The following is a 14,681-nucleotide window of genomic DNA, read 5'->3' on the forward strand; positions in this document are numbered from 1 at the left end:
TTATGGCTCATAAAGTGAGGGCATCGGAACCTAAAAAGATTTTTACTGGCAGTAGAGAGCAACTGCTGCATTATGGTATTGCTTTGCTATCCTTTGCCTTAGCACTGGGGGCAACTCTGCTGCTCAAAGCATATCTGACGCCAACTCCTGCGGCGCTGTTTTATGTTGCGGTAATGGTGAGTGCCTGGTACGGTGGCTTGGGCCCCGGGTTACTTGCTACCGTTTTGTCTACTTTGGCAATTAACTACTTCTTTTTTAACCCACTCTATTCCCATAACATTACAAATCTAAGTTTAGTACCTCTGGTAGTCTTCATCCTGGCAGCAGGGTTAATTAGTTCGCTTAATGAATCACGGCGCATAGCTCAACGGAAAGCTGAGGCAAGTCTGAAGTCACTACGCGAAAGCGAGGCAAGATTTGGTCGCTTAACAGAGTCCAATATTATTGGGGTAATTGTAGCTGATCTCAACGGCTTAATCATTGAAGCCAATGATGCCTTTCTGCAAATGCTCAATTATACAAGCGAGGATTTGCGCTCTGGTCGAATTCGCTGGGGCGAGATTACTCCACCCGAATACATTGAGGTGAGTGAGCGAGCAATTGAAGAACTTAGAATTACTGGGAGTTGTAAGCCCTTTGAGCAAGAATACATCCGCAAAGATGGCTCTCAAGTTTCCGTCTTAATTGGCTTTGTCAAGCAGGGAGATAAAACAATCATTGGTTTTGTTCTTGACTTGAGCGAACGACAAGCTGCGCTACGTGAACAGCAAGCTGCGCTACGCGATCGCAAACAAGCAGAAGTTTCCCAGAGCATCCTGCAAATGCTCTTAGAATACGTTCCAGAGGGAATTACGATCGCTGGCGGTCCCCCTGATTTCCGAATCATCGCTAATAGCAAACTCGCACAAGAGCTTTTGGGTAGACCTAGTGAATCCCTGGTTGGTATGACTTCTGGCGATTACGTTCAGTCCTACGGTGTGTTCTTAGCTGATGGTGTAACGCGTCCTACCGCAGAACAACTGCCTTTATACCGTGCTACGCGCTACGGTGAAACAATTCGCGATGAAGAATGCATCATTGAACGTCCTGATGGAACCCGAATTACAGCCAGCGCTAATGTAGTACCAGTTCGGGATTTCCAAGGTCAAATTATCGGTGCAATCAATTGCTGGCGCGATATCACCAACCGCAAGCAGATGGAGGAGGCACTGCGGCAACGAGAAACGGAACTTCGCTTAATTACAGATACGCTGCCAGTTCTGATTTCTTTTGTAGATTCAGAACAACGCTACCGCTTCAATAACCGAGCATATCAAGAATGGTTTGGGCATTCGACGGCAGAGGTTTATGGAAAGCATCTTTGGGATGTTATGGGTGAACCCGCCTATGAAGTAGTTCGTCCATACGTGGAACGAGTACTTGCAGGAGAGCAGGTCACTTATGAAAGTCAAGTTCCTTATAAAGATGCTGGCACACGCTACATTAATGCTATTTGTGTTCCCCAGTTTAATCAACAGGGAACTGTTGAAGGGTATGCGGCGTTAATCACTGACATCAGCGAACAGCAGCAGGCAAAAGCAGCATTATGTGAAAGTGAAGCCCGCTTTCGCCACCTTGCAGACACCGCTCCTGTACTAGTCTGGATGTCTGGCACTGACAAACTTTGTAACTACTTTAATAAACCCTGGCTAGCTTTTACCGGGCGGACTCTAGAGCAAGAAATGGGCAATGGGTGGGCTGAAGGTGTTCATCCCGACGATTTTCAGCGTTGCTTAAATACATACACCAATGCCTTTGATGCCCGACAAAATTTCAAAATGGAATATCGCCTCAGACGCAATGATGGCGAATATCGTTGGCTTTTCGATACTGGTGTGCCTCGGTTTGCACCAACAGGAGAATTTCTCGGCTATATCGGCTCCTGTGTTGATATCCACGATCGCAATCTGGCACAAGAAACGCTACGTGATAGCGAGGAGCGATACCGAATTTTAACAGAAGTTTCGCCCCAGGCTATTTGGATGGGCGATAGCCATAGTGGTATTACTTATTGCAATCAATACTGGTTTGATTACAGTGGACTGACAATGGAGCAAACGGCTGGGTATGGCTGGATTGATATCATTCACCCTAATGACTGCGATCGCGTTTTTAAAACTTCGATGCAGGCTGTTGCTAACGCTACAAACTACGAAGCAGAAATTCGCTTCCGTCGAGTTTCTGATGGTAACTATCGTTGGCATCTTGTACGGGGTTTGCCATTTCGAGATGCAGCCGGACAGATTATCAAGTGGGTGGGTGTCGCCACCGATATTCATGATCGCAAAGTTGCCGAAGCCGCCCTGCAACAACTCAACGAAATGCTAGAGCAACGAATTAAAGAGCGCACAGCCCAACTCGAAGCCGCCAACAAAGAACTCGAATCCTTCTCCTATTCAGTCTCTCACGACTTGCGATCGCCCCTTCGCCACATCGCCGGATTTATAGAATTACTTCAAAAGCGGCATAGCTCAACAAGTACATTAGATGAAACAAGTCAGCGTTATTTAAGAATAATTGCAGAAACTAGCAAACAGGCAGGAATACTAATAGATGAGTTGCTCACATTTTCTCGTATGGGGCGCACCGAAATGCGCTACATCAACATTAATATGGAGCAACTAGTCGAAGAAATAAAACGCGATTTGCAAATCCAAATCCCAGGACGCACAATCAATTGGCACATAGAGTCACTGCCAGAAGTGCAAGCTGACCCCTCCATGCTGCGGCTCGTCCTTCGCAACCTCATAGACAATGCCGTAAAATATACGCAGACACGAAACCCAACAGAAATTACTGTTGGCAGTATTGACAATGAAAACGAAGTTGTCTTTTTTGTACAAGATAACGGCGTAGGCTTTAATATGCAATATGTTCACAAGCTATTCGGAGTATTTCAACGCCTGCATAGCGACCCAAAATTTGAAGGCACTGGTGTTGGATTGGCAAACGTGCAACGCATTATTCATCGGCATAATGGTCGAGTCTGGGCAGAGTCTGTAGTTGACAGTGGAGCCACCTTCTATTTTTCACTACCTAAGTTGTCGAAGAAGGAGGGCAATGAAAGAACTTAAGCGAATTCTGCTGATTGAAGACAGTGCCAACGATGCAGAATTAATATTGGCAGCGTTGTCGGAAAATCATCTTGCCAACGAAGTGGTGGTACTGCGTGATGGAGAGGAAGCACTAGATTATCTCTATCGCCGCGGGCTGTTCCGGTTGCGGATGGAAGGGCATCCAGTTGTGGTGCTACTCGATTTAAAACTACCTAAAATCGATGGATTAGAAGTGTTGGCAGAACTCAAATCTGACCCAATAATGCGAGTGATTCCAGTGGTAGTGCTAACTTCTTCTCGTGAGGAGCCAGACTTAGTTCGATGCTATGAGTTAGGCGTTAATGCTTATGTTGTCAAGCCTCTTGATTACCATGAGTTTGCCGATGCTATCAAGGGTGTGGGACTTTTTTGGGCAGTTATTAATCAGCCACCCCTTGGCGCTCTACCTCCAGCACCTCATCGTCAACAGGAGAGGAACTAATGAATCTACTCCGTTTCCTGCTTTTAGAAGATAGTTTGTTAGATGCAGAGCTTGCCCAAGCGACGTTAACTGAAGGCGGAATTAATTGCAAACTAATACGAGTTGAAACTGGCGCTGATTTCCTGACTGCTTTGGAAGCAGAGACTTTCGATTTAATTCTTGCCGATTATGCGCTGCCATCTTTTGATGGAATTTCGGCTTTAGAAATTGCCCGAAATTACTGTCCACAGGTTCCTTTTATCTTTGTTTCTGCCGCGCTGGGTGAAGAATTAGCGATCGAAGCCTTGAAAAATGGCGCAACCGATTATGTATTAAAACAAGGACTAGGGCGGTTAGTTCCCTCAGTGCAACGGGCATTGCGGGAAGCCAAGGAGCGCCGGAAGCGCCAGCAAGCAGAAGAGTCGTTACAGAAGAGTGAAGCCAAGTATCGCAGAATTGTTGATACCTCTTATGAGGGAATCTGGATGATTGACTCTCAATCACGAACAGAGTTTGTGAATCAACGCCTCTGTGAGATGTTGGGCTATCCGGCAGAAGAAATGCTTGGTCGTTCTATGTTTTATTTTATAGATCAGGTTGATGGGGTAGCAGTCCAAGAGAAACTGGAGTGGCACAAGCAAGAAGGTAGCGATCTTAAAGAAGCTCGATTGCGCTGCAAGGATGGTTCCTACATTTGGACGCTGATTTCTGCTAGAGCGATTTTGAATGAACAAAACGATTTCTTGGGCGCGATCGCTATGTTAACTGATATCACCGATCGCAAGCGCACCGAATCAGAACGCGATCGCCTTTTGCAACTTGAGCAAAGAGCTAGGGCAGAAGCAGAGGCTGCTAACCGAATCAAAGATGAGTTTCTAGCAGTACTTTCTCATGAATTGCGATCGCCACTGAATCCGATAATCGGCTGGGCAAAACTGTTGCAGAGCCGTAAATTTGATGAAATATCACTTAAAAAAGCCCTTCAAACTATTGAGCGCAATGCCAAGTTACAAGCTGAACTAATTGAAGATTTACTAGATGTTTCTCGCATCCTCCAGGGCAAACTCAACCTCAACATGATGCCAGTCAATTTGGCATTCACCATTGAAGCCGCAATGGAAACAGTGCGTTTAGCAGCAGAGGCAAAAACCATTCAGATTGAGATGGCGCTTGATCCGATAGGGAAAGTTTTGGGTGATTCAGCCCGTTTACAGCAAGTCTTCTGGAACCTGTTATCAAATGCTGTCAAGTTTACAGAGGTTGGGGGAAAAGTAAATGTGCGATTGGAGTGTATCGACGCTCAAGTGCAGATTACCGTCAGCGATACAGGCAAAGGTATTCACCCTGATTTTCTACCTCATGTGTTTGACTATTTTCGTCAAGGTGACGGTACAACAACTAGAAAGTTTGGTGGGCTAGGATTAGGTTTAGCGATCGCTCGTCACTTGGTCGAAATGCACGGTGGAACGATTTGTGCTGAAAGTCTTGGCGAGGACAAAGGAGCTAGCTTCACAGTTAGGTTACCTCTGCTCAAGGAAAGTGCAACAATTAAGGATGATACGAATTCTGATTCCTCAACAGCCGCTTTTGCTTCTTCTCCCCTGATGGGTTTACAAGTTTTGATTGTAGATGACAATGCTGATACCCGCGACTTTTTCAGCTTTGTGCTGGAGGAATTTGGAGCGATCGTCACCACAGCAGCATCAGGAGATGAAGCATTACAAGCGCTAACACAGTCAAAGCCAGATATCTTACTCAGCGATATCGGAATGCCAGAAATGAACGGCTATATGCTGATAAAACAGGTGCGGACTCTAGAAGCAGAAATAGGGGAAAAACAAATTCCAGCGATCGCTCTGACTGCTTATGCAGGTGAAATAAATCAGCAACAAGCGCTAAAAGCAGGATTTCAACAATACATCGTTAAACCTGTAGCACCAGACGAATTGCTCATGGCGATTTCTAATTTAGTCCAATCTACTTAGGTGTTCGTGATCAACCTGAATAATTAGATAAACCTCGTTAGTGTTACAGATTTTAAACTATTCTTCACAGATAATACAAACGTTTCAATTGCCTGGAATAGCTTCCCTGTAAGCATAACAATGCTGTGTCTCTACCACTAACCACCGCAATTTAGAGAATATTTGAAATCTTTGAAAAATCAAGTTATCAAAAATTTTATAGATAATTTCTATGAAATAGATTTAAGGAGCTATCAAGTAGTTACGTGTTTGTACTCTATCATAACGCTATAGATACTCTTAAAATCAACCTAAATTTACTTCTGAAAGGAGCCAGATATGAAGACTTATGACATATCTCTCATAAAGACAAATGGATTCACGACTTTGTTGGTATTTGTCTCAATTATATTTATTTTCACATTAACTCTAATTTTCTCATTCTTTGAAAATATTCAAGAATTTCCAAATCAAGAAAAAATAGAATATATTAATCAAGCATTAACAACTATTGCCATAATGATTGGAGGATTAGCATTAATAATTAATGCTTACTATACTTCCAGACTCTCTTTTGGTGACAATCAGAGTGCATTAACCAAACTTCTTTTTGGGGCGCTAGGTTGGGACAACAATATCAAAACTGGCGTTAATAACACCCAACAAACTATAGAAGAAATTGTTCCAGAACGTTTTTCTAAAGCAATTGAACAGTTAGGGAATGAAAAGATTGAAACACGGTTTGCCGCAATTTATGCTTTAGAAAGAATTGCCAAGGATTCTCACAAAGACCATTGGACAATTATGGAAATTCTCGCTGCGTTTATCCGCGAGAATGCCCCAGTCAGTCATAAATATGAGGACGATTTACAGGAGTCATCAAAACTTCCTACAGATATTCAAACAGCCTTAACTGTCATTGGACGACGCGATTCACATAAAGATCCGGTAAATCAGAAACTAGATTTACGCAATACAGACCTCAGTAATGCAGACTTAACGGAAGCCAACCTCTCAAAAGCAATCCTTACAGGATCTAACTTGCAATGGATCAATTTTACACGAGCAAATCTCTCGGAGGCAGACTTATCAATAACCTATCTTTGTGGATCAATCTTCTATGAAGCCAACCTCTCCAAAGCAATCCTCCCAGAAGCCAATCTTCAAGGCGTAGTCCTCAGAAAAGCGAACCTCTCGCAGGCAATCCTTTATGATGCTAGTTTGGAAGGGGCAATCCTTTGTGATGCCAAATTAGAAGGAGCAATCCTTTGTGGTGCAAACTTGGAAGGAGCAATCCTTTGTGATGCCAATTTGGAAGGAGCAAACTTTGAGGATAGCAATCTTCAAGATGCAAACCTGATTGGTAGTAACTTGCAAAACGCAAAACTTGCTGGAGCCAACTTAGAAGCTGTATTACTCAGTACAGCTAACCTGCAAGATGCTAACTTCCAAGAAGCTAACCTCTCTAGAGCAAACTTCAGCGGATGTGAAAACTTTGAATTACAGCAGATTGAACAGGCAATTGGCGATCGCACAACAATTTTACCAGAAAACTTTAAAATACCCAAACACTGGAAGTAATAAAAAGCTCAGTTTCAGTCAAATTAAGACCCTTGTTATAATAACCCGCACAGGCGGGTTTTGTTTGTTTAGACGCTTCAAGAAAAGAAATTTTAAGAGTTAAATATATCACTAAAAATTATATAAATACCAAATTGAAAGACATCTTTTAAGAATTGTAATTTATTAGTATTTCATAAAAAAATATTTTTCTGATTGATTTGTCTCTAATTGTTGGCACTGTTACAACCCACATCTTTGAACCCGTTTACTATATCTGAGTACTTTAAAAAAACAAAAGTAGTTCGTTAGGAACATAAATCTCTTAATATTGGAGAATGGTTTGTTATTATTTTAGTCGGCTAAATCGCAGTAAGTTGGTAAATTACAGCAGTTCTCATCTGCATGAAGTATAAAACTCCCGGTTTTCAAAAGAGGCAGGGGAGCAGGGAGCAGGGAGCAGGGGGGGAGGCTGAGACGGAGATTGTAGTACTCCGCCCCAGCCAAGCGTCCTAGAAGGACGGGGATTCATACCCATGTTTCGCAACGCTTGTCGCAGAGGGGAAGGGCTTGCTCCCCCCGCTCCCTGCCCCCTTCCCCTCTGCCTCTTCTTTGAGGCAGGAGGTACAAACTCTTTATGTATGATGCGTGAGTCCAGCATTTTGTAATTCACTTAAAAAGCAAACTGCTGTATCAACAATTTCAATTTTTTATGAACTCTGAATCAAAAAATTAACAATAACTATTTAGTTTTTTCTGCGCCGCTAGTTAAGAGGTAATCTATGGTGCGAAACTCAAAGCTAGGGTACAGAACGTTCCCTAAGCTTATTCTGCGTCCATCCGTTGCTATAGGTATAATTGCATCTTTATTGGTTGGCGGAATAAGTTTTTATATAGTAAAACGCTGGCAAAATTATGCCAATCCAGAGGCACAAGTGCCAGCAACACAATTACCACAGTTAAAAACGGTAACAGCTTTAGGGCGGATTGAACCACAGGGAAAGGTAATTAAACTTTCTGCTGCGGTGTCTGCGGAAGGAAGTCGGGTAGAAAAGTTGTTAATGAAGGAGGGGGATAAGGTAAAAGCAGGACAGGTGATTGCGATTTTGAATAGCCGCGATCGCTTGCAAGCAGAATTAGATGAGGCGCAAGAACAAGTAAAAGTAGCCCAGGCAAACCTAAACCGCACCCAAGCAGGTGCTAAACGCGGTGAAATTGCCGCCCAAAAAGCTGCGATCGCTCGCTTAGAAGCAGAACGCCAAGGCAATATTAATGCCCAAGTAGCAACAGTTGAACGATTTCAAGCCGAAGTGCGTAACGCCCAAGCAGAAGACGAACGCTATCAGCAACTATATCAACAGGGCGCAATTTCCGCTTCCCAACAGGATAGCAAGAGTTTAAACTTGGAAACCGCTCAAAAAAACCTGCAAGAAGCACAAGCACAGTTAAATCGTACCCAATCAACTAGCCAGCAACAGGTAAAAGAAGCCACAGCAAAACTTGATGAAATTGCCGAAGTGCGCGGAGTGGATGTAGAAGCTGCCCAAGCAGAAGTCAATCGGGCCGTAGCAGCCATGAATTTGGCAAAAGTCAATCTAAAACAGGCCGAAGTGCGATCGCCTCAAAATGGACAGATATTCGAGATCCATACCCATCCTGGCGAATTAGTATCAAATGATGGTATCGCTGATATCGGACAAACCAACCAGATGTATGTGATAGCCGAAGTTTACGAAAGCGATATCGGTAAAGTGCATTTAGGGCAGCAAGCACAAGTATTTGGTGATTCCCTCTCGATTGAATTACAGGGAATCGTAGATCGCAAAGGCTTACAGGTGCGGCGGCAAAATGTCATTAACACAGATCCTGCAAACAATATCGATAACAGAGTAGTGGAAGTCCATATCCGACTCGATGAAGCCTCCAGCCGAAAAGCCGCCACCTTAACCAATATGCAAGTTAAGGCAGTAATTGAATTGGGAATAGGGAATAGGAAATAGGGAATTGGACATTGGTTTAAGTTATTCTCCATCTCCCCTGCCCCCTGCCCCCTGCCCCCTGCCCCCTGCCCCCTGCCCCTCACTCCCTACTCCCCACTCCTGATAATGGGATTGATTAAAAAACTACAACGGCGAACTCCTCTCGGATGGCTGCAACTGAATCATGAAAAAAGCCGTCTTTTAGTGGCATTGTCAGGCATTGCCTTTGCGGATCTTCTCATGTTCATGCAACTGGGCTTTCAGACTGCGCTGTATGACAGTAACACTAGACTGCATCGCAGTTTGCAAGCAGACATTGTTTTAACCAGTCCCCAAGCTCGTAACTTGCCAAGCTTGTCTACATTTTCTCGGCGGCGACTTTACCAAGCAATGGATATACCAGGGGTGAAGTCGGCAGAACCAATGTATTTCAACAACACAATCTGGAAAAATCCCCAAACACACCGTGAGACAGGGGTTCTAGTTATCGGGTTCAATCCAGATAAGCCAGCCTTTGACTTACCCGATGTTAACCAGCAATTGCAGACAATCAAGCTGCCAGGTGCTGCCTTGTTTGATCGTGGTGCTAGAGGAGATTATGAAAAAGCGATCGCTCAAATTGATCAAGGTAAAACCCTAACCACCGAAATAGAACGGCGTACAATTACCATTAGTGGCTTATTCCAAGTTGGGGCTTCCTTTGGCGCTGATGGCAATCTGATTACCAGCGATCAAAACTTTTTGCGGCTATTTTCTGGGCGACAGTCCAGCAGTGTTAGTCTAGGTTTGATTAAGGTAAAACCAGGCTATGACCCGAAAAAGGTGGCAGTAACATTGAAAGCCTACCTGAAAGATGATGTCAAAGTTTTAACCCATGCCGAATTTATTGAATTTGAGAACAACTTTTGGAGAACAAATTCTCCAATTGGATTTATTTTCAGCCTGGGTGTCTCAATGGGCTTTGTGGTGGGCGTGATTATCGTCTATCAAGTCCTTTCCACCGATGTTAATGCCCATGTTCGAGAATATGCGACCTTCAAAGCAATGGGATATCGCAATTACTACCTGCTAGGTGTGGTGCTTGAAGAATCGTTGATATTAGCAGCGCTGGGTTTCTTCCCCGGATTGGGAGTGTCTTTAGCACTTTACCAACTGACTCGCAGTGCGACAAATTTGCCTATGTATATGACTGCGATTCGAGCATTGCAAGTACTGGTGCTGACTATCATTATGTGTACAATTTCCGGTGCGATCGCCACCCGCAAACTCCAAGCCGCCGATCCCGCTGATATGTTCTAAAAAATGGGCATGGGTCATAGGGCATGGGGCATCGGTAGCAGGGGAGACAAGGGGACAAGAGGTGAGAACTTGAAACAAGTCTTTCCCTTTGTCCCCTTGTCTCCTTGTCCCCAAGTCCTCTTGCCTAATGCCCCATCCTCCATCCCCAATCCCCAATCTAAAATTGTTATGCTTCCCGTCATCTCCATCCAGAATCTCGACCAGTATTTTGGTCACGCTTCACTCCGTAAGCAAGTTTTATCTAACATCAACTTAGAAATTAACGCAGGTGAAATTATTATCATGACTGGGCCCTCTGGTTCTGGAAAGACAACCTTGCTAACCTTAGTGGGTGGGTTGCGTTCTGCCCAATCTGGTAGTTTGCGGGTGTTGGGACAAGAACTTTGTGGTGCTAGTGCTGAACAACTAGTGCAAGCGCGACGACGTAACGGTTATATTTTCCAAGCACATAACTTACATAGTAGTTTGACGACACTCCAAAACGTCAAAATGGCTTTGGAATTGCACAAAAATCTTGGGTTAAAAAAAATGCTAGCTAGGTCAGCCCAAATGCTAGAACAGGTAGGATTAGGAAATCATTTGCATTACTATCCTGATGAACTGTCTGGCGGACAAAAACAAAGAGTAGCGATCGCTCGTGCTTTAGTTAGTCATCCTCAAATAATCTTAGCGGATGAACCTACCGCCGCCCTTGACAGTCAATCGGGACGAGATATAGTTAATCTCATGCAAAAACTCGCAAAAGAGCAAGCCTGTACCATTTTGATGGTTACTCATGATAATCGCATCCTACACATTGCCGATCGCATTGTTCACATGGAAGATGGCAAACTCAAGTCAAAAGTAAAACTATCAACTTAAAGTTGTTAAGTTCATCCCATCCCCTTTTAGGGGATGAGATAACACGAAAGGCTTTTGACTGTTAACCGTTAACCGTCAACGGCGTTGGGGTGTTTCTCATCCCATTTTTAAAAAAAAGAGTGGGTTTTCCCGATGCTTTTTTATAATTTCACGCCATATATCAATAAAAATTATTGTATGGCAGGCATCTCGCCCGCCCTAGTTGTGCAGATTAAAGTTCCCTCTTCCCTCCAAGGCAACAGACTCGGTGATTTCCTTACACCAACTTTAACTTAACGGTGTAGTTGAGTGTTCAGTTGAACAACTGTCCAGTTGCTTCCAAGATTTCCTTCAAGTACTATTATGTAATGGCTATAACCTTTAGAGTTTCTTTTGTTGCCTGACAAATGATACCTATGGCAGGCCACAAGAGCGTTTTTGTGATCAATCTAGTTAAATTTTAAGATCATTGCCAATGTAGGCTATTAAAATTAATCCCAATTCACTAAATTACAGTTATAAATCATTTCTCCTTGTTTCCTACCCCCTATGCCTGTGCTTATCTATAAGCCTCTAGAGGATTTCCCAACGTTTATGGTTTTCAACAACATCTATTGCGAGCTAGAAACACTAGTAGAAATAAGCTAGTCTATTTTCCAATACAAGCAAGGAATTTTTGTAGCTCTATGATTATTGACAATAGCGCTAGTAGTTCAAACAAGAAGTTGCTCGGTTTTGATGTCAAAAGTTTGACAGCTAATCGACGTGCAATAAATGTGTTAAAGGGAATATTTGCTATTCTTCCTATCACCTTCGCATTGCCTGTAGATGCTTTACAAGTAAAGGTGACTCCAACTAATCCTAAATTAGGGGATACACTCTCGGTGCAGATTAATCGAGATAATCCCGATAATAGTACAAATCCAACAGTAGCTAGTGGTAATAATACATACCCAGCCTTTGAAATTGCTCCTAATCAATATCGAGCTTTGATTCCTACAACTCCACTAGAAAAAGCTGGAACTAGAACACTTCGGGTTACAGGGGATGGTCAAGTACAAAACTTGGCAGTGAATGTACTTAATCGCAAGTTCCCTGTACAACGCATTACTTTACCACCCGGCAAAGCCGGAGTGGGCGCCACAGAGCATGAACTTAAGCGTGTGGCAGCTTTCAAGGCATTGCAAACACCAAAAAAATATTGGAATGGAGTATTCTTAAAGCCAAATACAGGACGAATGAGTACAACCTATGGTGTACGTCGCTACTATAATGGTACATTTGCAAAGGACTACTATCATCGTGGTCTTGACTACGCTGGTGCAGCCGGTTCACCGGTAATTGCCCCGGGCTCTGGGCGAATTGCTTTGGTAGGTAGGGTGTCCCAAGGGTTTAGGGTACACGGTAACGTAGTTGGCATTGACCACGGTCAAGGAGTAACCAGTATTTTCATGCACCTGAGTCGTATTAACGTTAAAGAAGGTGATTTTGTGAAAGCTGGTCAACTAATTGGCGCAGTAGGTTCAACAGGTGCTTCCACGGGGCCACATTTACACTGGGGTCTATATGTAAACGGACAATCTGTTGATCCAACACCTTGGCGAACCAAGGCCGTTAACTAGTAGAGGCATTGATCTCGTCTGTGCATAATTTATGTTTTTTTTGCTGATACTTAGGCAGAATAAATTTGATTGATACCGTCCCTACCTTGCTTGGCTAACATAAATGATGATAAGCATTATGAGTATCGAAAAGATTGTAGAACAAGCTCTCCAGGATGGTTATTTGACGCCAGCAATGGAAGCAGAAGTCGGTAGAATCTGTGACAACGCCTCAGAACTCTCAATAGAAGAGTATATGGCGCTTGATCGGCTGATGGGGGCACTATTGACTAGCGAGGTAGTGGCGGTACCTCGTAAACAATTTATTAACGTTATGGAAGAATTGGTACTGACGGAAGCGATCGCACGAGTCGCAGAAATTGAAGCTACCAGTGAAAGTTCTTTAGATGTCGGCGATATTGCTGCTTACGCCCTCAATCGGCTACCACCTCTATATGCTACTACAGAAGAAGGTGCTAACTTCCAGCGCCAAACGGCTCAGGCACAACTCCAAGACTTAATTTCTCAGCAGATAAGTGAGGCGATTAATCGTTACCTCGATCGACCTAACTTCTTCCCAGAACGACAAGCCTTAGGCAAAAATACTGGCAATGAAGTTGTACGCCAAGTTAGTGCTTTACTCCAAACATACGCACCTAACTTTGAGCAAAAATTATAATTTTTAATAGTCATTAGTCATTAGTCATTAGTCATTAATCTAAAACAAATGACTAATGACTCTATAATTAATCACGTACTAACACTGTTGTCCCTAAACTTACCTGTTCATACAACAATCGAACATCAGAATTACGCATTCTTAAGCAGCCGTGGGATACAGCCGTTCCTACTAGGTCAATTTCAGGTGTGCCATGAAAGCCAATTTCATTCCGTCCATCTGACCAAAAACCAATCCATCTGTCTCCCAAGGGACTATCCGTACCAGCCTCAAATACTTTGCCCGTAATTGGGTGACGCCAGATTGGATAGTGTCGCATATGGAACACCTGAAAAGAACCTGTGGGCGTTTCCCAACCTTTCTTACCTATAGCGATTGGGTAGCTGGCTATTACCTCATCTTCTGCGTATACATAGGTGCGGCGATCGCTTAAATCAACCACTACTTGCGTCTTGGCATCTGCCAGCCTATTAAAAGGTACTTGTTGGGCTGAAGCCTTAGACCATAAAGCTTTTGGCCAACTATCCGCAACTGGATTTTGTTTTTCTGTTTGCGCGACTAGCCGCGTCTTAGTTGTTGGTAGATCGGTTTTAGCTATATTCTTCTTAATGGTTTGGGGTTGAGTTTGAGGCTTAATAGTAGAAGGCTTAAGTGTAGAAGTATTTCGGACAGTTGCTTTAGCTACATTTTTTTTAATTCTTTTCGACTTAGTTTGAGGCTTAATAGTAGAAGGCTTGAGTGTAGAAGTACTTCGGACAGTTGCTTTAACTACATTTTTCTTAATTATTTTTGATTTAGTTTGAGGCTTAATAGCAGAGGACTTTGGTGTAAACGCCCTCTGGGCAGTTGAACCTTCGGTGACTTCACTAGAAGGCACAGATGCACCCAGTGCAATTTCCCCTAAACTTACTTGAGAAAGATTCTTGTAGGCTTCCTCTGGGCGGCTTCCTTTAGGATTGGTTAAAGTCGAATCTCGCCGCATCGAAGTAGATGCAGACTTCTCAAGGTACCCTTTCGCCGTAGTAATGCGCCAATGGACAGCTAAAGATAAAAATGAAAATGCTGTGCCAAAACAGAGCAACATTACCATCCGCCCGATAGATTCGTTTCTTACCATTGCCATTGCCTATTGTTTATCCCTGACATATCCAGCCGAGCAATTGGATGTCTTCATCATCCTATTATCAAAAATTTATCAATACTT

The 14,681-nt window shown here is 43.4% G+C and carries 10 protein-coding genes; 9 read left to right on the forward strand and 1 reads right to left on the reverse strand.

The features are described 5' to 3' along the window. The first annotated feature begins 2 nt into the window (after nucleotides 1-2). The 9 genes from H6G26_RS00680 (at nucleotide 3) to H6G26_RS00720 (ending at nucleotide 13,477) form a co-directional block, all read left to right on the forward strand. The gene (locus H6G26_RS00680) at nucleotides 3-3,113 is read left to right on the forward strand and encodes a PAS domain S-box protein (RefSeq protein ID WP_190727424.1); all 3,111 of its coding nucleotides are present in this window, start codon (nucleotides 3-5) and stop codon (nucleotides 3,111-3,113) included. Further along, on the forward strand, nucleotides 3,100-3,576 hold the full coding sequence (locus tag H6G26_RS00685; RefSeq protein ID WP_190727425.1) for a response regulator: 477 nt from the start codon (nucleotides 3,100-3,102) through the stop codon (nucleotides 3,574-3,576). The genes H6G26_RS00680 and H6G26_RS00685 overlap by 14 nt, the downstream gene beginning before the upstream one ends. Beyond that, nucleotides 3,576-5,540, forward strand: a complete 1,965-nt coding sequence (locus tag H6G26_RS00690; RefSeq protein WP_190727426.1) for a response regulator — start codon at nucleotides 3,576-3,578, stop codon at nucleotides 5,538-5,540. The genes H6G26_RS00685 and H6G26_RS00690 overlap by 1 nt, the downstream gene beginning before the upstream one ends. A 318-nt stretch (nucleotides 5,541-5,858) precedes the next feature. Then, nucleotides 5,859-7,100 carry a pentapeptide repeat-containing protein gene (locus H6G26_RS00695; protein ID WP_190727427.1) on the forward strand — a complete coding sequence of 414 codons (1,242 nt, stop codon included), beginning with the start codon at nucleotides 5,859-5,861 and terminating at the stop codon, nucleotides 7,098-7,100. Between the two features lie 761 nt (nucleotides 7,101-7,861). After that, nucleotides 7,862-9,079, forward strand: coding sequence for an ABC exporter membrane fusion protein (locus tag H6G26_RS00700; protein WP_190727428.1), 1,218 nt, complete (start codon nucleotides 7,862-7,864; stop codon nucleotides 9,077-9,079). Between the two features lie 105 nt (nucleotides 9,080-9,184). Beyond that, on the forward strand, nucleotides 9,185-10,357 hold the full coding sequence (devC, locus tag H6G26_RS00705) for an ABC transporter permease DevC (protein ID WP_190727429.1): 1,173 nt from the start codon (nucleotides 9,185-9,187) through the stop codon (nucleotides 10,355-10,357). A 168-nt stretch (nucleotides 10,358-10,525) separates the two neighbouring features. Continuing rightward, nucleotides 10,526-11,218: a DevA family ABC transporter ATP-binding protein gene (locus tag H6G26_RS00710; protein ID WP_190727541.1), complete on the forward strand. Its 693-nt coding sequence runs from the start codon at nucleotides 10,526-10,528 to the stop codon at nucleotides 11,216-11,218. A 665-nt stretch (nucleotides 11,219-11,883) separates the two neighbouring features. Next, nucleotides 11,884-12,819 carry a M23 family metallopeptidase gene (locus H6G26_RS00715; RefSeq protein ID WP_190727430.1) on the forward strand — a complete coding sequence of 312 codons (936 nt, stop codon included), beginning with the start codon at nucleotides 11,884-11,886 and terminating at the stop codon, nucleotides 12,817-12,819. Between the two features lie 118 nt (nucleotides 12,820-12,937). Further along, on the forward strand, nucleotides 12,938-13,477 hold the full coding sequence (locus H6G26_RS00720) for a late competence development ComFB family protein (protein ID WP_190727431.1): 540 nt from the start codon (nucleotides 12,938-12,940) through the stop codon (nucleotides 13,475-13,477). 67 nt (nucleotides 13,478-13,544) lie between these two features. Here the strand turns inward: H6G26_RS00720 and H6G26_RS44170 are convergent, their stop codons facing one another. Then, entirely contained in the window at nucleotides 13,545-14,174 is a 630-nt protein-coding gene (locus H6G26_RS44170; protein ID WP_229561220.1) for a L,D-transpeptidase, read from the reverse strand. Nucleotides 14,175-14,681: the final 507 nt, after the last annotated feature.

The sequence above is a fragment of the Nostoc sp. FACHB-888 genome (assembly GCF_014696655.1).
Taxonomy (GTDB): Bacteria; Cyanobacteriota; Cyanobacteriia; order Cyanobacteriales; family Nostocaceae; genus Nostoc.